We start from the raw sequence: 25,089 nt of genomic DNA on the forward strand, positions 1-25,089 counted from the left end.
AATCCTAGCGTTGCCGGTATGACCCTTCCAGCGCTCGAGATCGGCACCCCCGGCCCGACCAGCTCCCGGCGGTACGCGGTGCTGGCGATCTGCTGCGCGAGCATCCTGATCTCGGTGATGGACATCTCGATCGTCAACATGGCGCTGCCCGCGATCCGGGACGGTCTGGGCGCGTCGACGGCCGGCCTGCAATGGACGGTCGACGCGTACACGCTGGTGCTGGCGAGCTTCCTGCTGCTGGCCGGGTCCACCGCCGACCGGTACGGGCGGAAGCGGATGTTCCGGCTCGGGCTGATCGTGTTCGGCCTTGGCTCCTTGTGCTGCAGCCTGGCGCCGGGGATCGGCTGGCTGATCGCGGCGCGCGCCCTGCAGGCGGTCGGCGGCACGATGCTGAACCCGGTGGCGATGGCGATCGTGGTGACGGTGTTCCCGGATCGCGCCGAGCGGGCGCGGGCGATCGGCATCTTCGGAGCGACCGCCGGCCTGTCGCTGGTCCTCGGCCCGATCCTCGGCGGCGCGCTCGTCGACGGTCTCGGCTGGCGATCGATCTTCTGGGTGAACCTGCCGATCGTGGTCCTCGCGGTCGTCTTCACCAGCGTGTATGTGCCGGAGTCCCGCGCCGCGCACGGTCGCCGGTTCGACCCGGTCGGTCAGCTGCTGGTCATCCTCGTACTGGGTGGGGTCGTGTCGGCGATCATCGAGTCCGCGAAACACGGTTGGCGTACGCCGCTGGTTCTTGGCCTGCTCGCCCTTGCCGCGGTCGCTGCGGTCACACTGATCGGGTACGAACGACGTCGGCGGGAACCGCTTCTTGAGCTGCGGTTGTTCCGCAGTGTGCCGTTCAGTTCGGCCGTGCTGATCGCGATGTTCGCCTACACCGGATTCGGCGCGTTCCTGTTCATCACGACGCTCTACCTGCAAAGTGTGCGCAAGCTGTCCGCGCTCGACGCCGGCCTGTGCCTGCTGCCGGTCGGCTTGCTGATCTGCGTCCTGTCGCCGCTCACCGGCCGGGCGGTCGGCTCGCGCGGCCCACGCCTCCCACTGGTCGTCGCCGGCACGGCACTCACGGCCGGCGCGGCCGCGTCGATCACGATCAAGGCGGCCACGCCACTCCCGGTTGTCCTGGCGATCTTCCTGCTCTTCGGCGTCTTCCTCGGCACGATCAACCCGCCGATCGCGAATTCGGCGGTCGCCGGGATGCCCGCGTCGATGGCCGGCCTGGCCGCGTCCCTGGCCTCAGTGGGACGGCAGACCGGTACGTCGCTCGGCGTCGCGGTCGCCGGCTCGATCGTCGGCGCGACCGCGACCACCGATCCGGAACGCTTCGTCCGCGCCGAACACCTGGTCTGGTGGCCGACCGTCGCGATGGGGCTAGTCGTCCTCGCGCTGGCCCTGGTGAGCACGAGCCGTCGGTCCCGCCTCACAGCGCAGGAGATAGACCGAACCGCGTAACCAGCCCCGGCGTGCTTGACTGGAGTATGGCTAGCTCGGAATCCGGTTCCGGGGTGCCGTTGTCGGCCTCGGAGGAGCGTACGTGGGCGATGGTCGCGCACGTGGGGGTGTTCGTCGCGGCCTGGTTCGCGATGGGTTTCCTGTGTCCGTTGATCGTCTGGCTGGTGTTCCGGGGACGTTCGGAGTTCGTCCGCCGGCATGCGGTCGAGTCACTGAACTTCCAGATCTCGCTGCTGATCTACACCGCGGTCGCGGTCCTGCTGATCCTGATCACCTTCGGTCTCGGGGTGCTGGTGATCGTGCCGCTGATCCTGATCGGCGCGGTCGCCGCGGTGGTGGTGATCGTCCTCGCGACGGTCGCCGCGTCCGACGGCCGCGAGTACACCTATCCGCTGACCATCCGCCTGGTGCACTAGGGTCGGCTCGGTGGAGCTGATCGGGCAGGGGATGGAAGGCGCCGTCTACGACCTCGGTGACGGCACGGTGCGGAAAGTCTGGTTCGACCGGCGGCCGGAGGACGTCCGTCCGCTGCAGGAGTTCCTCGACGAGCTGCCGGAGTTGCCGTTCCGGACGCCACGGATCCGTTCGATCAGCGCCGGTGAGAACGGTCTGGCAGTCAGCGTGGAGGACAAGCTGACCGGCGTGCCACTGCACGAGGCCGGGTTGCCCGAAGAGCAGGCGCTCGACGCGTTCGTAGCAGTAGTAGAAGCACTGCGAACCGTACGACCAGGTGTCGCGAGCAAAGCCCTCCCAATGGTCGGTCAGCCGTTCTGGACAGAGTCCTGGGGCCAGAGCCTCGCCAGTCTGGTACGGCAGCGTGCCGCGACCTCAAAGGTGCATTTCGAACGTGACGTACCTGCCTTCGCCGAGCTACTCGACAATGTGGTCAGTCAGCTCACCGCACTGCCAACAGCCGACCTCAGTGTGGTGCACGGCGACGTGTGCCCGCCCAACCTCCTGATGGACGGCCACCAGGTTGCTGCCGTCCTGGACTGGGGATTCACGTCCGCGGCCGGCGACAACACCTTCGAGGCATCGCTGGCCGCCGGCTTCTTCGACATGTACGGGCCGGATGCCCGGCGGCTGGACGACCTCCTGCTCGACCGGTTCGTCCAACTGGGCCACGACCGCGAGCGCATGCACCTGTACCGGCAGGCGTACGCGATCATCACCGCCACCATCTACGACGAGAACGCCGGCGACGGCCACTACACCTGGTGCGTCAACCAGCTGACGAGGTGATCGGCGAACCGTTGCTCAGGTTGTGCAGCTGATCCGGCGTGGCCAGGATCATCGGCAACCGACGGGCATTCAGCGGCGACACCAGCGCGGCCAGCTCATCCGGTGCATGCCAACGTACGTCCTTGATCTCAAAGCCATCCGGTTGCAGCTGGTCGATCAGCGACGGGTCGTGCACCCCACCGTCGTACAGGATCTCGACTGCGTCACCCCAGCCCTCCCAGCGGGGCAGCCAGTCGATGGCCAGTACGCCCAGCAGCGGCAGCGCCGTACCGAGCTCTTCTTCCATCTCCCGGGTCGCACCGGTTGCCGGGTCCTCATCCGGCTCGACCACACCACCCGGTAGCTCCAGATCCTTCTTGTAGCTCACCTGGCAGAGCAGTACGCGGCCGCCGGTGTCTCGTACGACCACGTGGGCGATCACGCGCTTCTTTGGCAACACTGAGTCCATCAGTGCGGTCCAGCCGGTCACTGTGTCCGGGCGCGGGTCGCCGGGGCGCATTCCGTACACCGCCACGTCGCGGCGCTCGCCGTCCACCAGCGCGGCGCCGCGCAGTACACCCTCCCGGCGGAAACCGGACCGGATCGCCACACGGGCGGACGAGTGCAGCTCCGGGTCCACTTCTACCTGCAGCCGCTCCAGGCCGAGCTGACCGAACGCGTACTCCGCTACCAGCCGCAGTGCTTGCTGGGCGGCCCCTGGACCGCCCTCGAGCGCCCAGGTGACCAGCCCGGTACCGGGCGACGTCCGGCGTACCTCAACCGTGCCGATCGACTCGCGTAGCCCAGTCGAGTCGACCACCTCGTGGTGCTCCACGGAGAAGCTCGTCACTTGCCCGTTCGGCTGCGAAGGCTGCAGCGTCAGTTCACCATCTGACAGCGGTTGTGCGGCGGTCACGCCGTGAACGCTACCCGGTGAAGCGCAGGTACACCGTCGCCAGGGGTGGCACGGACAACTCGGCACTGGTCTCCATGCCGTGCCACGCCGGTCCGTCAGCCTCCACGGCGCCGTAGTTGCCCACCCCGGAGCCGCCGTACGTGTCGGCGTCGGTGTTGACCGCCTCCTCCCAGCTTCCCGCGTACGGCAGGCCGAGCCGGTAGCCGTGGTGGGGGAGCGCGGAGAAGTTCGTGACGCAGGCGACGGCCGGTGCGCCGTCGTCGCCGTACCGGACGAAGGAGAACACGTTGTTGCCGGCGTCGTTCGCGTCGATCCAGCTGAACTTGTCCGCGTCGTGATCAGTACGCCAGAACGCCGGATTGTCCTTGTAGACCGTGTTCAGGTCGCGGACCAGCTGCTGCAGACCCTGGTGGTCGCTGTGGTCCAGCAGCCACCAGTCCAGCTCGCCCTTCTCCGACCACTCCGACTCCTGGCCGAACTCACAGCCCATGAACAGCAGCTGCTTACCCGGATGCGCCCACATCATCGCCAGGTAGGCACGCAGGTTCGCCAGCTGCTGCCAGCGGTCACCGGGCATCTTGCGCAGCAGTGAGCCCTTGCCGTGCACCACCTCGTCATGCGACAGCGGCAGCACGAAGTTCTCCGAGTACGCGTACATCATCGAGAACGTCAGCTCGTGGTGGTGGAACTGCCGATGCACCGGCTCGTGCTCCAAATAGCGGAGCGAGTCGTTCATCCAGCCCATGTTCCACTTGAAGCCGAAGCCGAGACCGCCCAGATGCGTGGCCCGGGTGACGCCCGGCCAGGACGTCGACTCCTCGGCCACCGTGATCACGCCCGGGACGCGCTTGTAGAGCGTCGCGTTCATCTCCTGCAGGAACGAGACGGCCTCCAGGTTCTCCCGGCCGCCGTACTGGTTCGGCACCCACTGGCCGTCCGGACGGGAGTAGTCCAGGTACAGCATCGAGGCGACCGCGTCCACGCGCAGACCGTCGATGTGGAACTCCTCGGCCCAGTAGATCGCGTTCGCGACCAGGAAGTTCCGCACCTGCGGACGGCCGAAGTCGAACACCAGCGTGCCCCAGTCCGGCTGCTCGCCGCGGCGCGGGTCCGGGTGCTCGTACAGCGGGGTGCCGTCGAAGCGGGCCAGCGCCCAGGCGTCCTTCGGGAAGTGCGCCGGCACCCAGTCGACGATCACGCCGATCCCGGCCTGGTGCAGCCGGTCGACCAGGTACCGGAAGTCGTCCGGGTCGCCGAAGCGGGACGTCGGCGCGAAGTACGACGTCACCTGGTACCCCCAGGAGCCGCCGAACGGGTGCTCCATCACCGGCATCAGCTCGACGTGCGTGAAGCCAAGATCGTTGACGTACGCAACGAGTTCGCCGGCCAGCTCGCGATAGGTCCGGCCCTTCCGCCAGGACCCGAGATGCACTTCGTACACGCTCATCGGTTCGGCGTACGCCTGCGCCTCGGCCCGGTGCTCCAGCCAGGCGGCGTCGTCCCACGCGTACGTGGACTCGTGCACCACCGAAGCGTTCGCCGGGGGAGTCTCCGCCAGGTTGGCCATCGGGTCGGCCTTCTGCCGCCAGACGCCGTCCCGGCCGCAGATGTCGAACTTGTACCGGGTTCCCGGCCCGACGCCGGGCACGAACAGCTCCCACACGCCGGAGCCGCCGAGCGAACGCATCGGATGCGCGCGGCCGTCCCAGAAGTTGAAGTCGGCGGTCAGCCGGATACCCTGCGCGTTCGGCGCCCAGACCGCGAACGACGTCCCGGTGACGAGGCCGGCCGGGCCGTCGTAACGCCGCACGTGCGCGCCGAGCACGGTCCACAGCTGCTCGTGCCGGCCCTCGCCGATCAGGTGCAGGTCGACCTCGCCGAGGGACGGAAGATAGCGGTACGGGTCGTCGAGCTCGGCCGCCGGCCCGTCGGTGTACGTCACCTCGAGGCGATAGTCGGGCACCTTGTCGAGGTCCAGCACACCGACCCAGACACCCTCGTACTCGTGCCGCAGGTCCAGCCGGCCACCGTCGTACAGCACCGTGACCGACTTCGCGAACGGCCGCAGCACCCGCACCGTCACGCCGTGCTCGCCCAGATGCGGCCCGAGCACCTGGTGCGGATCGTGGAACGTGCCGGCCACCAACCGCTCCAGCGCCGTCCGGTCCACCGGGACCGCGGTCACCACCGGCTCGTCGGCGGGCACCGGCGGCGCCTCGAAAGCTTCGCGCTCACCCATCGAAAACCTCCTGCTACTGCTCGGCCAGCTGTGCGGCGGCGGACAGCGGAATCGGTAGCCAACTGGGCCGGTTGCGGGCCTCGTACAGCACCTCGTAGATCACCTTGTCGGCAAGGAACGCGTTCATCAGTACCTGCTGCCGCCGCGGATCGCTGCCCGCGACCTCGGCGTACCCGTCCAGGAACGCACGCTGATTGCGGGCCGCCCACTCGGCCGCGCGGTAGGCGATCTGCTGATCGCCCAGGTGATCCGCGAGCAGTGACCGGGCCGCGTAGTCGAACGACCGGAGCATGCCGGCCAGGTCCTTCACCGGGGTGTCCAGCGCGCGCCGCTCGATCAGCGGCTTGGCCGGCTCACCCTCGAAGTCGATCAGCTTCCAGCCTTCGATCGTGCGCAGCACCTGACCGAGGTGGAAGTCACCGTGAATCCGCTGCACCGTGACCGGCTGCCCGTACCCGGCGAGCGCGTCGAACGCCCGCGCCAGCCCGGCCGCGTACGGACCGAGCTCCGGGATCGCGGCCGACGCGGCGTCGAGCCGGCGGCGCATCGCGTTCGCGTGCTCGACCAGCTTGGCCGGCTCCCAGATGTCGGTACCGAGTGCCTTCGCCAGCTCCGAGTGCACCTGCGCGGTGCTCGCGCCCAGCCGGTGCGACTCGGCGGCGAAATCACCGCCGACCTCCTCGGCATGCAGATCCGCCTCGGCGTACAGGTCACGTACCGAAGAAGTGGCGAACGACCAGCCGTCGGTCGCGTTCCGCTGAAAGGCGGTGAGCATCGCCAGCTCGCCCTGATCGGTGCCACCGCCCGCGCGCGGCCACCTGCCGCGCGCGGAACCCAGCACCTCCGGGACCAGCTCGGACCCCGCCTCGGTGAGCGCCGACTCGATCTCGACCCCCGGGTTGCTCCCGGGCTCGAGCCGGCGGAACACCTTGAGCAGCGCCACGTCGCCGAACACCAGCGACGTGTTGCTCTGCTCGACCGTCAGCACCAGGGACTGCGCGTCCTCCGGTACCTCGACGGACCGATCCGGCGCCTGGACCGGCTGGAACTCCAGCCCGTCCAGCTGCCGGCCGTTCGTGATCGCGTCCAGCCAGTACGGCGTCGCTTCCTTGTCGTGCAGCGCGTCGTACACCCAGACCTCGGTGTCGCCGAGGTCCGGTTCGATCCATTCGCCGACCAGCGCGTGGCCGAGGTTTTCGACCGGCGCGCGGTGGTAGCTGATCGGCAGTTGGTACACCCGGATCGGGGAATCCGCCCCGGGTGGACCCGAACAGTAGACGAACCCGATCCGGACCGCCGGCCAGGCGTCCGCGTCCGACAGCCACACCGAGGTGGCCACCGCTTCGACGTGGACGTCGTGTCCCTTCTCCCCGAACCACCTCTGGCTCGCGCAGAAGGACTGGACCTGGTCCAGATGGGAAGTCACTTAAATGCTCTCCTCGTGGTCTTCCGGCTTCGCCACCGGGAGCCGGAACCAGTAGAAACCGTGGGCGCCGAGGGTCAGAAGGTAGGGCAACTCACCGATGGTGGGGAAGTGCACGCCGCCGAGCAGTTCGACCGGCTCGACGCCCTGCCACTGCCGCAGATCCAGCTCGATCGGCTGCGGGAAGCGGGACAGGTTGTTGACGCACAGCACCACGTCGTCGCCGAACTCACGGACGTACGACAGGACGCTCGGGTTGGAGCCGCCCAGATCGGTGAAGGTGCCCATCCCGAAGCAGGGGTGCTGCTTGCGGGTCTGGATCATCCGCCGGGTCCAGTGCAGCAACGACGAGGCGTTCTCCATCTCGGCCTCGACATTGACCGCCTGGTACCCGTACACCGGGTCCATGATCACCGGCAGGCTGAGCTTGCCGGGGGTGGCGGTCGAGAACGACGCGTTCCGGTCCGGCGACCACTGCATCGGCGTCCGGACCCCGTCCCGGTCACCGAGCCAGATGTTGTCGCCCATTCCGATCTCGTCGCCGTAGTACAGGATCGGGGAGCCGGGCAGGCTGAGCAGCAGCGCGGTGAACAGCTCCATCTTGTTCACGTCGTTGTCCAGCAGCGGTGCCAGCCGGCGGCGGATGCCGATGTTCGCCTTCATCCGCGGGTCCTGCGCGTACTCGCCCCACATGTAGTCGCGGTCCTCGTCGCTGACCATCTCGAGGGTGAGCTCGTCGTGGTTGCGCAGGAAGATGCCCCACTGACAGGTGTCCGGGATCGCCGGGGTCTGGGCCAGGATCTCCGAGATCGGGAAGCGCGACTCCCGGCGGACGCCCATGAAGATGCGCGGCATCACCGGGAAGTGGAACGCCATCTGGCACTCGTCACCACCGGAGTCGCGGTCGCCGAAGTACTCGACCACGTCGGCCGGCCACTGGTTCGCCTCGCAGAGCAGGACGCGGTCCTCGTAGTTCGCGTCCACCTCCTTGCGGACCCGCTTCAGGAACTCGTGCGTCCGCGGCAGGTTCTCGCAGTTCGTCCCGTCGGTCTCGAACAGGTACGGGACCGCGTCCAGCCGGAAACCGTCCACGCCGAGATCCAGCCAGAACTTCAGCGCCTCGACGATCGCGTCGCCGACGGCCGGGTTCTCGAAGTTCAGGTCCGGCTGGTTGGAGTAGAACCGGTGCCAGAAGTACTGACCGCGAACCGGATCCCAGGTCCAGTTCGAGGCCTCGGTGTCGACGAAGATGATCCGGGCGTCGGAGTACTGGTCGTCGGTGTCGGACCAGACGTAGAAGTCGCCGTACGGCCCCTCGGGATCTTCCCGGGACGCCTGGAACCAGGGGTGCTGGTCGGACGTGTGGTTCATCACGAAGTCGACGATGATCCGGATGCCACGCGCGTGCGCGGCTTCCATCAGCGCGGCGAAGTCGGCGATCGTGCCGACCTCGGTCATCACGCCGGTGTAGTCGGAGATGTCGTAGCCACCGTCACGCAGCGGTGACGGCTGGAACGGCGGCAACCAGAGGCAGTCGACCCCCAGCCACTCGAGATAGTCGAGTTTCTCCGTCAGGCCTTGCAGGTCGCCGATGCCGTCGGCGTTCGAGTCCTTGAAGGACCGCACGAGGACCTCGTAGAAGACGGCCCGCTTGAACCACAGCGGGTCACTCTTCGTCAGTCCGTGGTGCTGCTCCGGCAGCATGTCGGTCACGCTCACCTCCATCGGTGTCTCCAAACCTAGCGGTACTGCGGCTTGTTCAACGGCTCGCCGCCACGACGTGACGACGGGTGGGATGGACCCGCCGGACCCCTGCGGCTTCAGGTACCCCGTTGCGGCGTACTCAAAAGAAGCCCGGGCCGGCCCGATCGGCTCCGGTACGTGATGACGCCGTGCGATGGACGGTCCGCGACGGCGTTCGGACAAAGTGTGACGGGACTTCACCTGTACAAGCAAATAGGGGCCGGATCGCCCTATCCGGCAGGGGTCACGGGGCAGTCACCGGCGCGTTCGCTCGTCTCTGTCCCGGCTCGGTTGTTGTCCGTTCGTGCGTCTTCCACCGGCGCGTCGCCTGGCCCTGCGCGGATCGACCGCTCCTCTGGCATCAGCTTGGCCGGCGGTCACCTCTTTCGGGGTGAGTTCCTTCGGCACCTCGTTCGCCGGGATGATCCGGTCCGGTACCAGGGGCTTCGGGTCGCCCTGCTCGTCGTCGGTGGCCACGGTTTACGGGGCCTCGACGGTGACCACGAGCTGTTCCGGCACGCCCACCTCGGCCGCGAGGGTGACGATCGCGGCGCGCAGGTCCTCGAGCGCGGCCTCGCGGGTCTCGCCCTCGCCGTTGGCGAAGGCGTCCGGGGTGAGGGCCGCCTCGGCGGTCCAGACGCCGTCCTCGTCCTGCTCGACGAGGAAGGGAACATGAATCTCGCGTCGCACTCCGCCTCCGGGTGTTTGCGTCGGTCCCGCGATCGTAGAACCCGGACTGGGTCATCACCGTGGCCCGACCACGGGATGGACCAGGGATCTAGTCGCGCGGGTTCGCGGACTTGCGCGGGCGGCGGGTGTACTTGGTGAAACCGGCGCGTTCGGCGTCGGCCTCGGTGCGGAACCAGACCTCGGGTTTGGTCCGGCCGTAGTACGGCGAGTCGGGGGTGTGGAACAGCATCGACTGCGCGTTGCCCTTGATGGTGAAGCCGTCCGGCGGTCCCTGATGCGGCACCGCGTCGGCCGAGCCCTCACCGTACCGTCCAGGCGGCACCGCGGCCGGTACCTCCACCTCACTGCGTGGCGGTGTCGCGTCCCCGTCGTACTCGAACAGCGTCGGCTCGACCGCGTCCGTTCTGACGTCCATCACCCGCGAGAACACCGGACCAGGTTCCGCCGGGTGTTCATGGTGTTGTTCGGTAGTGCCGGCGCCTACCAGTACTGGCTCGCGTACTTCTTCTTCCACCGGCGGTGCAGCGAGTGCCGGGCGGCGGCGGTCCAGCAAGAACCACGTGATCGCCGCGCCGAGTGCGAAGGCGAGCAGGGACCACGGCCAGTTGTTTCGTAGCAGCCAGCTCATCAGCGCGCTCCTCCCGGCGTCCGTACGAGTCTGTGTACCAGCCACGCGGCCGCACTGCCCAGCACGAACGCGGCGAGCAGCAGAATCCAGGTCTGGGCGATCAGCCAGCTCATTCAGTTCCCCTGCACTACTCGGAGCTCGGCGCGGCGGTTGGCGATCCGCCCGGCGCCGGTGTCGTTGGTTGCGATCGGGAACGACTCGCCGTACCCGTGTGGGAGGAGCCGGTTCGCGCCGACCCCCAGCCGGACCAGCTCCGCCTTCACCGCGGCGGCTCGGCGTTCGGACAGCGGCAGGCTGGTAGCCGGTGAACCGAGGTCATCGGTGTGACCGGCGATCTCGACCCGTACTGTCCCGCATGACTTCAGCAACGCGGCGGCCTTCACTACGGCCGGTTTCGACGCCTCGTTCACGATCGACGTACCGGACAGGAAGTTGATCTTGTACTCCCGGCCGAACGTGGCCAGCCGGCTCTGGAACGTACGGCACGGTTCGCTCACCGCCGTCTTGGCCGGCGCGGGCAGTTGCAGCTCGTCCGCGAGGACAGCGCCCGGCACCGCCTTCGCCGCGGCCCGGCCGACGGTCGCCTTGGTGGCCTGGTCGGGTACCTGACCGGACAGCGTCACGGTGTCGCCGTCGTACCGCACCGAGGCGTCGCCGCCGCCGATCGCGAGCGCCCGCAGCAGCGCGGACAGCGTGGTCGCGTCGGTGAGACCGTTGGCCGGGTCGATCGTGGTGCGGTCGTCGTACTCGCGGTCCGGACCGAGTACGCCGTCGACCTCCGCGGCGAGCGCGTCCTTCACCGCCTGACTCCGCACCGGCACCTGCACCCGGATGGCCCGATCGGTCCGCCCGACCTCGAACCCAGGAACCCCGGACCCGGCCGGCGCCGTGCTGCCTGTGGTCGCTTCGGCGGTCGGTGTCGGTGTGACCCCGGCTGTCGGCGTGCCAGTTGCTGTTGCGACGACTCCGCCGTCGATCTGCACTGATCGCACCCCGTCGACGCCGGTGACGATCGACCGGACAGTGCCTTCGTCCACACCCGCCGGGACGACGATCCGCGCGTCGCGCCCGTCGAAGTCGATCCGATTGGTCTCGATACCCCGGGCCTTCAACGCGGCCGCGGTCCGGTCACGCAGATCGTCCTCGGTGGTACCCGCGCGCGCCGGGATCAGCACGGCAGTCAGTAGTACTGGCACCGCGACGACCGCGAGTAGCCAGACGACGAGCGGCCGCCGTACGAGACCGGGCACTGTTCCTCCGTGGATGCGGGCCAGAGGTATCCGGCCAGAGTGACCGTGCGCGAGGAGACTACTCCGCTTCGCACGCGGAGCGCACGCTCGGCGGGGGAGCGTCGCCAGGTTCAGGCAGGATTTCCTGTCCGGTTCCGCTGTCCGGTCTCGGACAGGACGCACATGTGCCAGCCCGCTCCGCGTGGAATCCCTTGACTTAGTCGGGGCCGTGAACCGTACTTGTGGCTGGCCGGTTCAACTGGGAGGGGCTTGCCATGATGTCGATGGAGAGGGTGTCCGACTCGTCGCTGATCATCGGCGTGGCCGCGTCCGCGGCTGAACGAGTACAGCTCGCGCGGTTGCTCGGTACCGCGGACGCACTGCTACTGGTGTCCAGTGCTGATCAGGCCCGCGCGTTTCTGGCCCACGCGTTTCTGGAAGGCACGGGCGTCACGTCGTCGTCGGTCGCCGTACCGGAGGTCGCTCCGGCCGTACGGGTGGTGCAGGCTGCCGCCCAGATCGCCGCGGTACCGCAGCAGGCACCAGCTCCGGTAGCTGGTCTGCACCTCGACGTGGATCGCCGCGTGATGCGCTGGAAGGACCGTGAGCTGCCGCTGACCCGGTTGGAGCATGACTTCCTGCACTGCCTGGTAGAGGAACCCGGTCGGGTCTGGACGTACCAGCGGCTGCACCACGCTGTCTGGGGCAACGAGCACCTCGGTCACGGCTCGCACATCCACTCGGTGGTGAAACGCCTCCGCCAGAAGCTGGTCAACCTTGGCGCCAGTGTCACCATCCAGGCGGTCCGCGGCGTCGGCTTCCACTTACTACCCACCAGCTGACTACTACCCAACCAGCTGCCAAGGGCTCGGCCCCGGACCGGTGTGGTCCGGGGCCGAGCTGTCAGTACCTGACTACTTGATCGACTTCAGCGCGAAGTCCTCGGTGACCGGCGTGCCGGCGACCAGCTTGGTGGTACGGGTCTGTGGCTTGTAGCCGTCCTTGGCGGCGATCAGGGTGAGCGGGTTGTTCCGGCGGTCCAGCCAGTACGCGTAGTTGCCGGACTGGTCGGTGATGAAGGTGTACGACTGCGCCCACGAGTCCACCTGGACGATGGCACCCGGCAGCGGAGCGGACGCGCCGGACGAGCTGACGCCCGTGACCGTGCCCATCAGCTTGCTCCAGGTGGTGGGCGGGGTGACGTTCATCGTCACCGCGACCGGAGCCACCGTGTACGGGGTGTTCTCGCCGATCGTCACGGCGCCGCTGAAGGTACCGGGCTGGTCGACACTCGCGGTGAGCGTGACCTTGACCGTCGTCGACGCGCCCGGGGCCAGCGTGGCCTCGGTCTTGTCCAGCGACAGCCAGCTCACGTCCGCCGACGACTCGGTGCAGTCGCCGAGACCGGGCAGCGACTCACTGTCCGCGGTGGCGTTGAAGCCACCGGACGAGCCACCGACCTTGTAGAAGCCGCAAGCCGCGCCACCGCGGTACCGCGGCAGGTTGGCGTTCGGCAGCGCGGACCAGGCCTCGGTGGCCGGGTCGTACGCGAATCCGGCGTTGGTGACCGCACCGGCCTGGACACCGCCGACGACCAGCAGCTTGCCACCGGCGACGGCGTAGGACGCCGCCCAGTGGTCCGCCGGAGCGTCCGCGATCGCGGTCCAGGAGTCAGCTCCCGGGTCGTACACGTACGCCTTCTTGAGTGAGTTCGTGCCGTCGTTACCGCCGGCGCAGTACAGCTTGCCGTCGATCGCACCGCAGGACGCGAACGCGACCGACTGCGGGTAGTTCGCCAGCGTCTGCCAGGTGTTCGCACCGGCGTCGTAGCGCACCACGGTGTTGCTCATCGGGGTGCAGTTGGCGGTAGTGCAGCCACCGACGGCGTACAGCTTGCCGTCCAGTACTGCCTGACCAGCCGCGGCCCGGGGCGCCGGGTTGGCCGCTACCGCTGTCCAGGCGTTGGTGGCCGGGTCGTACGACCAGGTGTCCGCCGCCGGGCCGGACGATCCCCAGCCGGAGCTGGCGATGATCTTGCCGCCGGTGACCCCCACGGTGATGGCGTTGCGGGCACCCGGCAGCGGGGCGATCGCGGTCCAGGCGAGCGTCGCCGGGTCGTACACGTAGCTGTTCGCGGTGGAGGCGCTGCCGTCACCACCGGCGATCGAGTACGTCTTGCCCTCCAGGCTGACGACCCGGTTGTCCATCACCGTCGACGGGTAGTCGGCGATGTCGGTCCACGGCGCCGCCTGCGGCTTCGCGGCCACCGGCGCGGCATCGGTCTTACCGGACAGCATCCGGGCGAACGAGGTGCTGACGGCGATCCGCTGCAGCGGGGCGCCGGCGCTGTTCTCGACCTGTGCCTTGGTGGTCTTGGTGCCGTTCGCGTTCTGCAGGACGAAACCGCCGTCCTTCTCACCGAACTTCACGTCGACCGGTGCACCGCCGGTGTTCTTGACGGTGAACGACTTGGTCACCTTGCCGGTCGGCAGCTTCAGGTTGCCGGTGATCGCACCCGGCGTGACGGACAGCTGCCCGGCCTGCAGGGTGTAGTCAGCGGTAGTGGCCCAGTCGGCCTCGACCGGTACGGTCGCGGTCGAGCTGACGTAGTTGCCGGCCTTGGCGGTGAAGCCCTGGTCGCCGTCGGCCGAGGAGTACAGCCAGTAGAAGCCGTCGTTCAGACCGGTGTCCTCCGGCGTTGCCACCGTCGTACCGGACTCGCCGCTGCCGTCACGGGTGACGACCGCGCCGTTCACGAACCCGTTGGTGTTGCCGTCCTTGACGTTGCCGACGACGATGCCGCCGCCGGTCGGCTGACAGGTGATCTGGCTGCCGATCAGGACGTTGTCGACCTGCCACCACCAGGCGTACTTCGCCTCGTAGTAGTGGAACCGCACCTGCACGTTGGCCTTACCGGCCGCCTGCGGGATCGCGATCTCCTTCAGACCGCTGACAGTGGCCGTCTGCTGCAGCACGTTGGTCCAGGTGGCACCACCGTCGATGGACAGGTCCACGTCGGCCTTGTCGCTCAGTCGCTTGTAGTTCTGGTTGAACCGGATCACCGGAGCAGTGACCGAGCTCAGGTCCACAACCGGGCTGACCAGTGCGGTGTTCTGCGTACCGCCACTGCCGTACTTGTCGCTGTCGACGGTCGCGAACTTGCCAGTACCGCCGGTCTGGTTGCCCCGGTTGCCCGGGTCGTCGAACTTCCACACCTGGCCGTTGCCGGCGTTGTCGACCACGGTCCAGCCATTCGGTACGGCGCCGCCGTCGAACGTCTCGTACACGCCGTCGGAGCCCCACGTGTAACCAGGAGCAGTCGCACAGCTGTCCGTACGCACCGGAACCGCGACGTTCTTCGTCAGGTTGCCGCTGCCGACCGTGATCGGCTGGCTTACCGTCTGGTAGCCCGGGTACTGCGACTCGATCTTGAGTGAGTACGCCGCACCGGCCGGGACCTTCAGGCTGTAGCGGCCGTTGCTGGGCGTGGTGTAGTCGAACACTCCACCCGGGCCCTCGACGCTCACCTTCGCGTACAGCGGCCAGCCGTGACCGGAGCCGTCCGAGATGGTGCCGCCCACACTCACCTGCGGTGAGCTGACCAGAGCGAAGTCCTTGGTGGTTGTCTGACCAGTGGTGATGTCAGCAGTGGTGGTCTGCGTCTTGTAGCCAAAGGACGCGATGGTGAGGCTGTAGCTACCAGCAGGCAGAACAGACGAGTAAGTTCCGTTGCTGCCGGTGGTCAGTACCTTGTCCGGCGTACCGTCCTGGTGCACGGTGACGCTTGCGCCAGCCAGCGCGGCACCACCGGTGGCTGCAGTGACCTTGCCGGCCAGCGTGCCGGTGTCACCGATCGGCGCGGCAGCTACCAGAGCCAGCGCGTCCAAGCGGCCCTGACCGAACACGTTGTTGTTGTCAGCAGTGCCACCGCACTGGCTGTCCGGTGTGTCGATCGCGGTCTGGTTCAGCAGCGCGCGTGTAGCGGCCACATCGCCCTTCAGTGCCGGCGAGGCGGCCCACAGCAGTGCGATCGCAGCCGTCAGGTGCGGTGTCGCCATCGACGTTCCGTTGTACGAGCCGTACGCGTTGCCGGGCAGGCTGGAACGGACATTGACACCCGGAGCCGAGATGTTCGGCTTGATGGTGCCGTTCTGACCCACGCCACGACCGGAGAAGGACGCCGGGTTGTTGTTGATGTCGTACGCGCCTGATGAGTAGTTGCTGGTCAGGCTGCCCGGGGAGCCGCTGCTGTTGCAGCCCAGGTCGCCGCTGTTGCCGTTGGCGAACGTGCCGAAGATCCCGGACGCCGTCCAGGCCAGGCTGATGTCCTCCATGAACGGGTCGTTCGACGGCAGCGTCGAACCCCAGGAGTTGTTGATCACGTTCGGCCGCTTGCTCGCGTCCGGGTTCTGCCCGGCGAGGTCGGTCGGCTCCAGCATCCACTGGCCGGAGGAGATCAGCGCCTCGTCACTCGGGCAGCAGCCGTTCGCGGCGATCCACTTCACGCCCGGCGCGACGCCGATCTGGTTGCCGGCGCCGTCGTCGCCGACCATGGTGCCCATCGTGTGGGTGCCGTGGCCGTTGCCGTCGGACGGCTTGGTCGGCGAGGTGCCGGCCGCGTCGAACCAGTTGTAGTTGTGGTTGAAGGTGCCGTCGCCGTTGTTGCCGCGGTACTGCTTCACCAGCGCCGGGTGGTCGTACTGCACCCCGGTGTCGATGCTCGCGACGACGATGCCCTCACCCTTGTCGCCGTACTGCGACCAGACCTGGTTGGCCTTGATGTTGGCGATACCCCACTCGACCGCCTGCACCTCTTTCTCGGCCTGGCCGGCGGTGACCTTCGGTACCTCCACCTGGGTCGGCGCGTACAGGCCCTGCACCTCCGCGTACGCGGCCAGGTTCTGCGCCAGGGCGAGTGATCCGTTCTCGATCCGGATCGCGTTCGTACCCCAGAACGACCGGTACTTCACGTGCTGCGCGTCCAGCTCGGCGCGGACCTTCGCCTGGCTGTCCGCCGCGGCCTTCTTCAGCGCGGCGGCCACGGCGGTACCGCGCTCGTTCCAGTTGGTGATCTTGCTCGCGGCGGACAGGTCGGCCTTCGTACCGAACCGGACCCAGTAGTCCGTCGCGGCCTTGGCGTCCTTCCCGTCCAGCTTCGCCAGCAGCTCCGGCTTGATCTTGGCGGCGGGCGATGGCGTGGCCTCCGGCTTCGTCGGCGCTGACGCCTGGGCCTGGCCGGCGGCGGCCATCCCGGTCGCGACGACGGCCAGCGCCGCCAAGGTACTGACGAGCGACCTGGCCAGTGATCTGGCCGGCCCCCTTCGTGGTTGATGTGACATCTCTGCAGCCCCTCACTTGGAACGACCCCGAGTCGACTCCCCCGAGTCATCTGCTGCTTGGAGGCCCGAACACGCTGCGTGCCTCCCGGGCCGCGGCATGTGACACCGCAAGCTTGACGTGGACCTTATGTGTCAGAACAACGTGGTAACAAGCACACTTCGTGAGCAACATGTGACTAGCCGTCGCGCCGATCGGAGCAACCCTGAGCAATCTGGGCAAACGTTGTCATTCCGTTGACGATCCAAGGCAGCTATTGACATCGTGATCAGATGGTCACCGCCCGTGTCCCCGCCCCAGTGGACGTCGACCTGACCAGCACCGAACCCGAGCCGTTCCCGCTCCTGATCGCGGTCGCGGCATCACCAGAACAGCGGGTCCGGCTGGCTGAACTCGTCGACGACGTCGCACCGCTGCTCCTCGTCTCCAGCCTCGACGAGCTACGCAAGCTGCTCGTACCCGCCCAGCAGCCACCACCGGCCGCACCCGAAAATCCCGAACCACCCGAACCCGACGCCGCCGACACGTACCCCGACGCCACCCCCGGCCGGAACGACGGCACCGACGACGTACTCACCATCGACCGAACCCGCGCCGTAGCCCGCTGGCGCGGCCGCGAAATCCAACTGACCGAACTCGAACGCGACCTGCTCACCCAACTGATGTCATCGCCGCTACGGGTCTGGTCGTACAAGTCGCTGCACCAAACCGTCTGGCGAGCCCGAAACGTCCGCGGCACCGCCGACGTCCACTCGGTCGTCAAACGCCTGCGCCGAAAACTCGACGCCCTCGGAACAACCGTAACCATCGACGCCGTCCGCGGAATCGGCTTCCGCCTGACCGACCACCAACGCCCCACCATCACAGACCTCCGAGCCGGCTGAACCGCCACCCGGGGGAGTGGTCGTCGTGCTCCGCGCGGCTGTCCGTACGAACTCGGCTTTGAGAACTCACCGCGCATTTCCGGGCAATGAGGATGCGCGGTGACTTCTCAAAGTCGTGGTCGGCTTCAGTAGTCGATCCAGGTTTTCAGTTCGTTGTAGGTCAGCGTGGGTTCGCCGACGATGATCTCCACGTCGCCGTCGCTGGGATCCCATTCGGCCGGGAAGCTGAACTCGCCGTCGGCGAACGCCTCGCCGGCCCCCTCCTCAAGCGTGCCCGGGTCCACCGAGTCATGGAGCAGAGTGACCGGGAACTGCCCCTGGAACGTCCCCTCGAACGTGAACTCGAAGTACGTCCCACTGCGATCAAGCGACACCGACCGGACGGCGACGTCGAGCCAACCAGACTCGACCGACCCGGGGTACGCCGCACCGCCGGGAATGTGCTTGTTCTCGAAAGCACTGAAGACATCCTTGTGGAGGATTCTCTCGAGCGCGATCACCGGCTCTTCAAGTACAGCCGGCAACTCCCCGCCGCAAGCATCTTCGAGTACGCCCAATGCCCGCCGGCTGACCGCGCCGAGCGTGACCTCGACCTCGAGTGGTCCGTCCTCACCGCGCTCGACGTCGACGACGGAGTACGCGGAGTAGTCCAGGTCGACGCCGGCGTTCGCCATCGCCTGGATGAACCCGGGCGCGTGCTCGTTCAGCGTTCGCCGGGCATCCGCATCCGACAGATCCGCCGCCTTCGCCCGCAGCAACGCCGCCGCGATGGCCTTTGTGTCGTGGAATGTGCGGACGAGGCGGATGACCCGCGGCCGGAGATTCTCCGCCTTGCGCAGCTTGCTGACGATTCGTGGGACCTTCGTGAAATCAGTGCTGGCCTTCTCCTTGTTGCAGCCCGGGCAGATCGGACCGAGGTTCCTCGGGTCATGAACGTCGAAGTCGCCGTCGAGCCCCAGCTCCTGAGCAAGCTCGGCCACTCGTTCAGGCGACGCGGACCTGGGCAGCAGATGATCGATCTCCGCGTCCGGGAACGGCATCGCCCGGCCGCACCACCAACACTTGCCCTTGTAGGCGTCATAAAGCGCCGACGACAAGACGTTGTTGTCCTTACCTTCCTGATAACGCACAGGTTCAGTCACGGTCCGCTCCGGTAGGTCCGGCTTGGTGGATCAACAGCAGCGAGTCCAGGAGGTTTGCCGTCGCAGTTGGATCGGTCGTGTGGTGCACGGTCCGGATGCCGAGCACCTCAGCAGGTACGAGGTTGGCGGCCCGCTCGAACGCCTCACCGTTCAACCGCATCCGCGTGGTCAGCACCCCACCGAAGTCCAGAATCAACCCACGGTACGAGCCCGCCAACGTCCCTCCCACACACAATGCATCCCGGCGTACCCACGCGCGGTACGTCCGAAGCCGAGTAGTGCAGTAAGCGTGACCCGCACGTTCACCACCCGCAACTCAAACCGCCGGCCCACCGCACGGAACCGGACGCGCCGAGCAGCCGAACCCCCCCGTTTGAAGGGTCATCCCCGCAAGCGGAGGGTTGCCCCCTCGAATTTTCAGGGGCAACCCTCCACCCAAGCAGGCAAGCCCCAGAACGACTGATGTACCTAGGCCTGCCCTCGGCGTACGGCGAGGATGTGGGCGGGTTCGCCGTTGGGGTCGAGTTTGATGTAGTTCTGTTGGCCCCAGCGCCAGGTCGCGCCGGTGATTTCGTCGTAGACGGTGAAGGTGTCTTCGGGGCGCATGCCGAGGGCGGCCATGTCGAGGTGGACCATGGATTCGCGGACGGAGTGCGGGTCGGTGTTCACCACGACGATGATCGTGTCGCTGTGGCCGTCGGGGGCGGTGGAGCGTTTCGAGAAGCACATGATGGCTTCGTCGTCGACGGAGTGCAGGGACAGGTTACGGAGTTGCTGCAGTGACGGGTGCCGCCGCCGGATGTTGTTGAGCAGCGTCAGGTACGGCGCCAGCGAACGGCCTTCGGCCTCGGCGGTTGCCCAGTCCCGCGGCCGGAGCTGGAACTTCTCGGTGTCGAGGTACTCCTCGGAGCCGGGCCGCAGCGCGACGTGTTCGAAGAGTTCGTACCCGGCGTACACGCCCCAGGCGGGTGATGAGGTCGCCGCGATCGCCGCGCGGATCTTGAACGCGCCCGGCCCGCCGTACTGCAGGTAGGCGGTCAGGATGTCCGGGGTGTTGACGAAGAAGTTCGGCCGCAGGAAATGCCCGGTCTCCGAGGTCAGCTCGGTCAGGTACTCCTCCAGCTCCCACTTCTCGTTGCGCCAGGTGAAGTACGTGTACGACTGGTGGAAACCGACCTTCGCGAGCTCCTGCATCATCGGCCGCCGGGTGAACGCCTCGGACAGGAACACCACGTCCGGGTCGGTCTTGCGGATCTCGCCGAGCAGGTACTCCCAGAAGTTGACCGGCTTGGTGTGCGGGTTGTCGACCCGGAACACCGTGACGCCCTTGGCGATCCACAGCCGCACGATCCGCAGTACTTCGGCGTAGATGCCTTCGGGGTCGTTGTCGAAGTTGATCGGGTAGATGTCCTGGTACTTCTTCGGCGGGTTCTCGGCGTACGCGATGGAGCCGTCGGCGCGAATCGAGAACCACTTCGGGTGGTCCTTCACCCACGGGTGGTCCGGCGAGGCCTGCAGGGCCAGGTCGATCGCGACTTCGAGGCCGACCTCGCGGGCGCGGCCGACGAAGTACTCGAAGTCCTCGAAGGTGCCGAGTTCGGGGTGGATGGCGTCGTGGCCGCCGTCCTCGGAGCCGATCGCCCACGGCGAACCCGGGTCGCCGGGTTTCGGGTCGAGGGTGTTGTTCGGGCCTTTGCGGAACGAGTGGCCGACCGGGTGGATCGGCGGTACGTACAGGATGTCGAAGCCCATCTTGGCGACCGCTTCGAGGCGTTGCGCGGCGGTCCGGAACGTACCCGACTTCCAGGTGTCGGTCGCGTCGTCGTACGTCGCGCCCTCGGAGCGCGGGAAGAACTCGTACCAGCTGCCGTACAACGCGCGGGTCCGGTCCACCCACACCGGGTACGTCTCGGAGGACGTGATCAGTTCGCGCACCGGATACCGGCCGAGGGCGGCGCGAACCTGCGGGGAGGTGCCGGCCGCGAGCCGTGCTTCCGGTGGCAGTGCGCCGTTCGCCAGCGCGTGCGCGGCGTCGCTCAGGGTGCCGCGATCGGCCCGGACCGCGGGCGGTACGCCGGCCGCGGCGCGGTCGAAGAAGGCAGCGCCCTCGGCGAACATCAGGTCGACGTCGAGCCCGGCCGGGACCTTGATCTCGGCGTTGTGCCGCCACGTCCCGTACGGGTCGCTCCAGCCTTCGACCGCGAACGTCCACGCGCCCTGCTCCTGCAGCGTCACGTCGACGGTCCAGCGGTCGCTGCCCTGGCCGGCGGGCGTCATCAGCATCCGTCTGGTCTGTCCCGACGGCGAGGTCAGAACGACGTTCGCGTTCACCGCGTCATGGCCTTCGCGGAAGACCGTGGCCGCGATGGTGAAGGTCTCACCGACCGAGGCCTTCGCCGGATAGGCGCCGGCGTCGACGGTCGGCGTGACATCGGTGATCGGGATGCGCCCAGTCATGGCGTAGACGAACCTTCGCTTTCCGAAGTAGGAGATCCTGCAACCACGTAGTTCCTGCAACACTGACCGTATCGGTTCCCGGTACCCACCGGTGACACGCGGACCTGCAAAATCTTGCTCGCGTTGCAAGATCGATGCATGCCGAGGGTGTTCTCCGCCCCTTTGGCCGGTACGGTGTCCCGGTGCGAGCGATACGACGATTCTCCGTCCGCCCTGTCCTGCCCGAGCCGTTGACCGGCCTGGGCACCCTGGTGAACAACCTCCGCTGGGCCTGGCACCCGGAGACGCAGGACGTCTTCGAGGCCGTCGACCCGCAGTTGTGGCGGAGCACCGGCGGTGACCCGGTCAAACTGCTCGGTGAGGTACCGGCGGCCCGGCTCGACGAGCTGGCCAACGACCACGCTTTCCTGCGCCGGCTGGAACTGGCAGTCACCGACCTGGACGGCTACGTAACCGACGGCAAGTGGTTCCAGACCTCCGGGCAGCCGCTCAGCGCGGTCGCCTACTTCTCCCCGGAGTTCGGCATCACGCACGTGCTGCCGCAGTACTCCGGCGGTCTCGGCATCCTCGCCGGTGACCACCTGAAGGCGGCCAGCGACCTGGGCGTACCGCTGATCGGTGTCGGCCTGCTGTACCGGCACGGTTACTTCGCGCAGTCGCTGAACCGTGAGGGCTGGCAGCAGGAGCGGTACCCGCTGGTCGACCCGGACGGGCTGCCGATCAGCCTGCTCCGCGACGGCGACGCGCCGGCCACGGTCACCCTGACCCTGCCCGGCAACCGCGAGCTGCACGCGCAGATCTGGGTCGCCCAGGTCGGCCGGGTGCCGCTGCTGATGCTCGACTCCGACATCGAGGAGAACGAGCCGTCCGAGCGCGAGGTGACCGACCGGCTGTACGGCGGTTCGACCGAGCACCGGTTGCTGCAGGAGCTGCTGCTCGGCGTCGGCGGTGTCCGCGCCGTGCGGACGTACTGCCGGATCACCGGGCACGCGGCGCCGGAGGTGTTCCACACCAACGAGGGCCACGCCGGATTCCTCGGCATCGAGCGGATCCGCGAGCTGGCCACCGAGAAGGACCTGGACTTCGACACCGCGCTCGAGGTCAACCGTGGCGGCACCGTGTTCACCACGCACACGCCGGTCCCGGCCGGTATCGACCGGTTCCCGGTCGAGCTGATCCAGCAGCACTTCTCCGCCGACGTGTTCGGCCCGGAGGTCCCGATCGAGCGCATCCTCGAGCTCGGTGCCGAGGACTTCGAGGGCGGCGACCCGGCGCTGTTCAACATGGCGATCATGGGGCTGCGGCTGGCCCAGCGCGCGAACGGCGTGTCCAAGCTGCACGGCGTGGTCAGCCGGGGGATGTTCTCCGGGCTGTGGCCGAGCTTCGACCCGGTCGACGTGCCGATCACCTCGATCACCAACGGTGTCCACGCGCCGACCTGGGTCGCCCGTGAGGTGCACGACCTGACCTACGCGACGTACACGGCCGAGGGTGACTCGGTGTTCGAGGGACTGGACAAGTCCACCGACGCGCAGATCTGGGAGACGAAGCGACTCCTCCGGCAGCGCTTCATCGACGACACCCGCGCCCGGGTCCGCCAGTCCTGGCTGAACCGCGGCGCCAGCGACGCCGAGCTCGGCTGGGTCGACTCGATCCTGGACCCGGACGTACTGACGATGGGCTTCGCGCGGCGGGTCCCGTCGTACAAGCGGCTGACCCTGATGCTGCGTGACCCGGAGCGGCTGAAGTCGATGCTGCTGCACCCGGAGCGTCCGGTGCAGATCGTCATCGCCGGCAAGGCACACCCGCACGACGAGGGTGGCAAGAAGCTGATCCAGGAGATGGTCCGCTTCGCCGACGACCCGGAGGTACGGCACCGGATCGTGTTCGTGCCGGACTACGACATCGCGCTGGCGCAGCCGATGTACCCCGGGTGTGACGTCTGGCTGAACAACCCGCTCCGCCCGTACGAGGCGTGTGGCACGTCCGGGATGAAGGCGGCGCTGAACGGCGCGCTGAACCTGTCCATCCGGGACGGCTGGTGGGACGAGTGGTACGACGACGAGTTCGGCTGGGCGATCCCGTCCGCCGAAGGGATCGAGGACACCGACCGGCGTGACGACCTCGAGGCGCACGCGCTGTACGACCTGATCGAGAAGCAGGTCGCGCCGCGGTTCTACGACGGCGAGGTGCCGGGCCGCTGGATCGAGATGCTCCGGCACACGATCAAGGAGCTCGGCCCGAAGGTGCTCGCCACCCGGATGGTGCGGGACTACGTCGAGCAGCTGTACGTACCGGCGGCGCGGTCGTCGCGTTCGCTGAACTCGACGTACGACGGCGCCCGCGAGCTGGCCGCCTGGAAGCAGAAGGTCCGCGCCGCGTGGCCGTCGATCCGCGTCGACCACGTGGAGCTGCAGGGCCTCGGCGACGTACCGCAGCTGGGGACCACGGTCGGTATCCGGGCGTTCGCCGCGATCGGTGACCTGACTCCGTCGGACCTCTGCGTAGAGGTTCTGCACGGCCGGGTCGACGCCAACGACGAGATCACCGACCCGGTCCGGGCGGTGCTGTCGCTGGCGGAGACGTACGAGGGCAACCGGCACCGCTACGAGGGTGAGCTGAAGCTGGACCGCACCGGCCCGTTCGGCTACACCGTCCGCGTGGTCCCGAACCACACCGGTCTGGCCAGCGTCGCCGAGCTCGGCCTGGCCGCCGGCCCGTCCGACCCGGAGGACCCCGAAACCCCGGACCTCCCCGCCGGCTCGGAGTTCTGAGCCAACCACCACAAAAGACACGACCCCGCCTGCCTCACCAGGCGGGGTCGTTTTGGTGCCGGGCTAGACCTCGATCAGCCGGTACGGTCCGCCGGCGGGTGAGGTGATGAAGGAGCGGCCCGCGAAGGTGAGGGCCGGGTTGGTGCGGTAGAGGTTGTTGACCTGCTTGGTGGCCGCGGCGTCACCGTTGCCGGAGGCAAGCAACAGATCGGCGACCTGGTCGGTCAGGGCGAGGTCGGCGCCTTCGAGAGTGTCGGACATGTCACCCCAGTTGTCCCAGAGCAGAAGCTCGTCGCCGTTCAGGTGGGCGAGTTCGTAGTGCACGTAGTTGCGGACGAACCAGCCGCCGCCGATCGGCTGACCGGGACCGATGCCGTAGTTGTCCGGGTCGAGGTCGCCGGCGCGGACGCCCAGCCAGACCTCCGCGGCCGACGGGAACGGGCCGGCAGGCATGTCCTGGACGTCGAACGAGCGTTCGCCCGGCTCCAGCTCGGCGTCGATCATCACCCAGCGATCACCGTTCCAGTACTCGGCGACCACGTGGTCGTGGTTGTACCCAGGGGTGAAGTAGTCGGCGAATCCGATCCGGCTGCGGGCCGGAACGCCCTGGTGGCGCAGGATCGAGACGAACAGCAACGTGTAGTCACGGCAGCAGCCGACGATCCGGTCGAACGGTTCGCGCGGCTCGGCCAGCGGCCGTCCGTTGCGTTTCTGGTCGGTGCTGAGCATCGCGGACACCGACCGGTGGTCGATCTCGGCCAGCCGCTCGCCGGTGAACTCGATCCCGCCGCCGCGGTAGTGCACCAGCAGATTACGAACCACGGCCGCGATCCCGGGTACGTCGGTCGGCAGCGCGTCGTACAGTCCGGCATGGGCACCGGGGTCGCTGAACCAGGTCTGGATCGCGTAGTCCGCGGGGGACAGGTACGTCGGTGCATCGTTCTTGTTCATCGG

18 protein-coding genes are annotated in these 25,089 nt (G+C 67.8%); 6 read left to right on the top strand and 12 right to left on the bottom strand.

Annotated elements, in window-relative coordinates:
* Positions 1 to 18 precede the first annotated feature (18 nt).
* The 3 genes from HDA44_RS01140 to HDA44_RS01150 are packed head-to-tail and all read left to right on the top strand — an operon-like array spanning position 19 to position 2,694.
* Complete coding sequence (locus HDA44_RS01140) at positions 19 to 1,452, top strand: MFS transporter (RefSeq protein ID WP_184830536.1); 1,434 nt, start codon at positions 19 to 21, stop codon at positions 1,450 to 1,452.
* Positions 1,453 to 1,478: 26 nt separating this feature from the next.
* Positions 1,479 to 1,868 (top strand): DUF4870 domain-containing protein, encoded by a 390-nt coding sequence (locus HDA44_RS01145; protein WP_238352328.1) that lies wholly within the window; start codon positions 1,479 to 1,481, stop codon positions 1,866 to 1,868.
* A 10-nt stretch (positions 1,869 to 1,878) separates the two neighbouring features.
* Positions 1,879 to 2,694 (top strand): aminoglycoside phosphotransferase family protein, encoded by an 816-nt coding sequence (locus HDA44_RS01150; protein WP_184830537.1) that lies wholly within the window; start codon positions 1,879 to 1,881, stop codon positions 2,692 to 2,694.
* Here HDA44_RS01150 and HDA44_RS01155 read toward each other — a convergent pair.
* The 7 genes from HDA44_RS01155 to arfA all read right to left on the bottom strand — a co-directional run bounded on the left by HDA44_RS01155 (position 2,675) and on the right by arfA (position 11,562).
* Positions 2,675 to 3,589, bottom strand: coding sequence for an NUDIX hydrolase (locus HDA44_RS01155; RefSeq protein ID WP_337905576.1), 915 nt, complete (start codon positions 3,587 to 3,589; stop codon positions 2,675 to 2,677). The genes HDA44_RS01150 and HDA44_RS01155 overlap by 20 nt on opposite strands.
* A 10-nt stretch (positions 3,590 to 3,599) precedes the next feature.
* Positions 3,600 to 5,828, bottom strand: coding sequence for a 1,4-alpha-glucan branching protein GlgB (glgB, locus tag HDA44_RS01160; protein WP_184830538.1), 2,229 nt, complete (start codon positions 5,826 to 5,828; stop codon positions 3,600 to 3,602).
* 13 nt (positions 5,829 to 5,841) lie between these two features.
* The gene (locus HDA44_RS01165; RefSeq protein WP_184830539.1) at positions 5,842 to 7,254 is read right to left on the bottom strand and encodes a maltokinase N-terminal cap-like domain-containing protein; all 1,413 of its coding nucleotides are present in this window, start codon (positions 7,252 to 7,254) and stop codon (positions 5,842 to 5,844) included.
* Positions 7,255 to 8,976 (bottom strand): maltose alpha-D-glucosyltransferase, encoded by a 1,722-nt coding sequence (gene treS, locus HDA44_RS01170; RefSeq protein ID WP_184830540.1) that lies wholly within the window; start codon positions 8,974 to 8,976, stop codon positions 7,255 to 7,257.
* Positions 8,977 to 9,474: 498 nt separating this feature from the next.
* A complete protein-coding gene (locus HDA44_RS01175) occupies positions 9,475 to 9,684 on the bottom strand; it encodes a hypothetical protein (RefSeq protein ID WP_184830541.1) in 210 nt (69 codons plus the stop codon).
* Between the two features lie 88 nt (positions 9,685 to 9,772).
* On the bottom strand, positions 9,773 to 10,312 hold the full coding sequence (locus HDA44_RS38805) for a sunset domain-containing protein (protein WP_184830542.1): 540 nt from the start codon (positions 10,310 to 10,312) through the stop codon (positions 9,773 to 9,775).
* Between the two features lie 113 nt (positions 10,313 to 10,425).
* Positions 10,426 to 11,562, bottom strand: coding sequence for a channel-forming protein ArfA/OmpATb (gene arfA / locus HDA44_RS01185; protein WP_337905577.1), 1,137 nt, complete (start codon positions 11,560 to 11,562; stop codon positions 10,426 to 10,428).
* Between the two features lie 263 nt (positions 11,563 to 11,825).
* On the opposite strand from arfA, the gene HDA44_RS01190 reads away from it, so the two are divergent.
* Positions 11,826 to 12,383 carry a winged helix-turn-helix domain-containing protein gene (locus HDA44_RS01190; RefSeq protein ID WP_184830543.1) on the top strand — a complete coding sequence of 186 codons (558 nt, stop codon included), beginning with the start codon at positions 11,826 to 11,828 and terminating at the stop codon, positions 12,381 to 12,383.
* Between the two features lie 72 nt (positions 12,384 to 12,455).
* Here the strand turns inward: HDA44_RS01190 and HDA44_RS01195 are convergent, their stop codons facing one another.
* A complete protein-coding gene (locus HDA44_RS01195; protein ID WP_238352329.1) occupies positions 12,456 to 16,820 on the bottom strand; it encodes a S8 family serine peptidase in 4,365 nt (1,454 codons plus the stop codon).
* 330 nt (positions 16,821 to 17,150) lie between these two features.
* Here HDA44_RS01195 and HDA44_RS01200 point away from each other — a divergent pair, with 330 nt between their 5' ends.
* A complete protein-coding gene (locus HDA44_RS01200; protein ID WP_184830545.1) occupies positions 17,151 to 17,762 on the top strand; it encodes a winged helix-turn-helix domain-containing protein in 612 nt (203 codons plus the stop codon).
* Positions 17,763 to 17,887: 125 nt separating this feature from the next.
* On the opposite strand, the gene HDA44_RS01205 is transcribed toward HDA44_RS01200, so the two are convergent.
* The 3 genes from HDA44_RS01205 to HDA44_RS01215 form a co-directional block, all read right to left on the bottom strand.
* The gene (locus HDA44_RS01205) at positions 17,888 to 18,904 is read right to left on the bottom strand and encodes an HNH endonuclease (protein WP_184830546.1); all 1,017 of its coding nucleotides are present in this window, start codon (positions 18,902 to 18,904) and stop codon (positions 17,888 to 17,890) included.
* The gene (locus tag HDA44_RS01210) at positions 18,897 to 19,121 is read right to left on the bottom strand and encodes a hypothetical protein (RefSeq protein ID WP_184830547.1); all 225 of its coding nucleotides are present in this window, start codon (positions 19,119 to 19,121) and stop codon (positions 18,897 to 18,899) included. The genes HDA44_RS01205 and HDA44_RS01210 overlap by 8 nt, the downstream gene beginning before the upstream one ends.
* Positions 19,122 to 19,372: 251 nt before the next feature.
* Positions 19,373 to 21,361: an alpha-1,4-glucan--maltose-1-phosphate maltosyltransferase gene (locus tag HDA44_RS01215; RefSeq protein ID WP_184830548.1), complete on the bottom strand. Its 1,989-nt coding sequence runs from the start codon at positions 21,359 to 21,361 to the stop codon at positions 19,373 to 19,375.
* Between the two features lie 182 nt (positions 21,362 to 21,543).
* Here HDA44_RS01215 and glgP point away from each other — a divergent pair, with 182 nt between their 5' ends.
* Entirely contained in the window at positions 21,544 to 24,135 is a 2,592-nt protein-coding gene (glgP, locus tag HDA44_RS01220; protein WP_184830549.1) for an alpha-glucan family phosphorylase, read from the top strand.
* 63 nt (positions 24,136 to 24,198) lie between these two features.
* Here the strand turns inward: glgP and HDA44_RS01225 are convergent, their stop codons facing one another.
* Positions 24,199 to 25,086 (bottom strand): transglutaminase-like domain-containing protein, encoded by an 888-nt coding sequence (locus tag HDA44_RS01225; RefSeq protein WP_184830550.1) that lies wholly within the window; start codon positions 25,084 to 25,086, stop codon positions 24,199 to 24,201.
* Positions 25,087 to 25,089 lie beyond the last annotated feature (3 nt).

The organism is Kribbella solani (assembly GCF_014205295.1).
Taxonomy (GTDB): domain Bacteria; phylum Actinomycetota; class Actinomycetes; order Propionibacteriales; family Kribbellaceae; genus Kribbella; species Kribbella solani.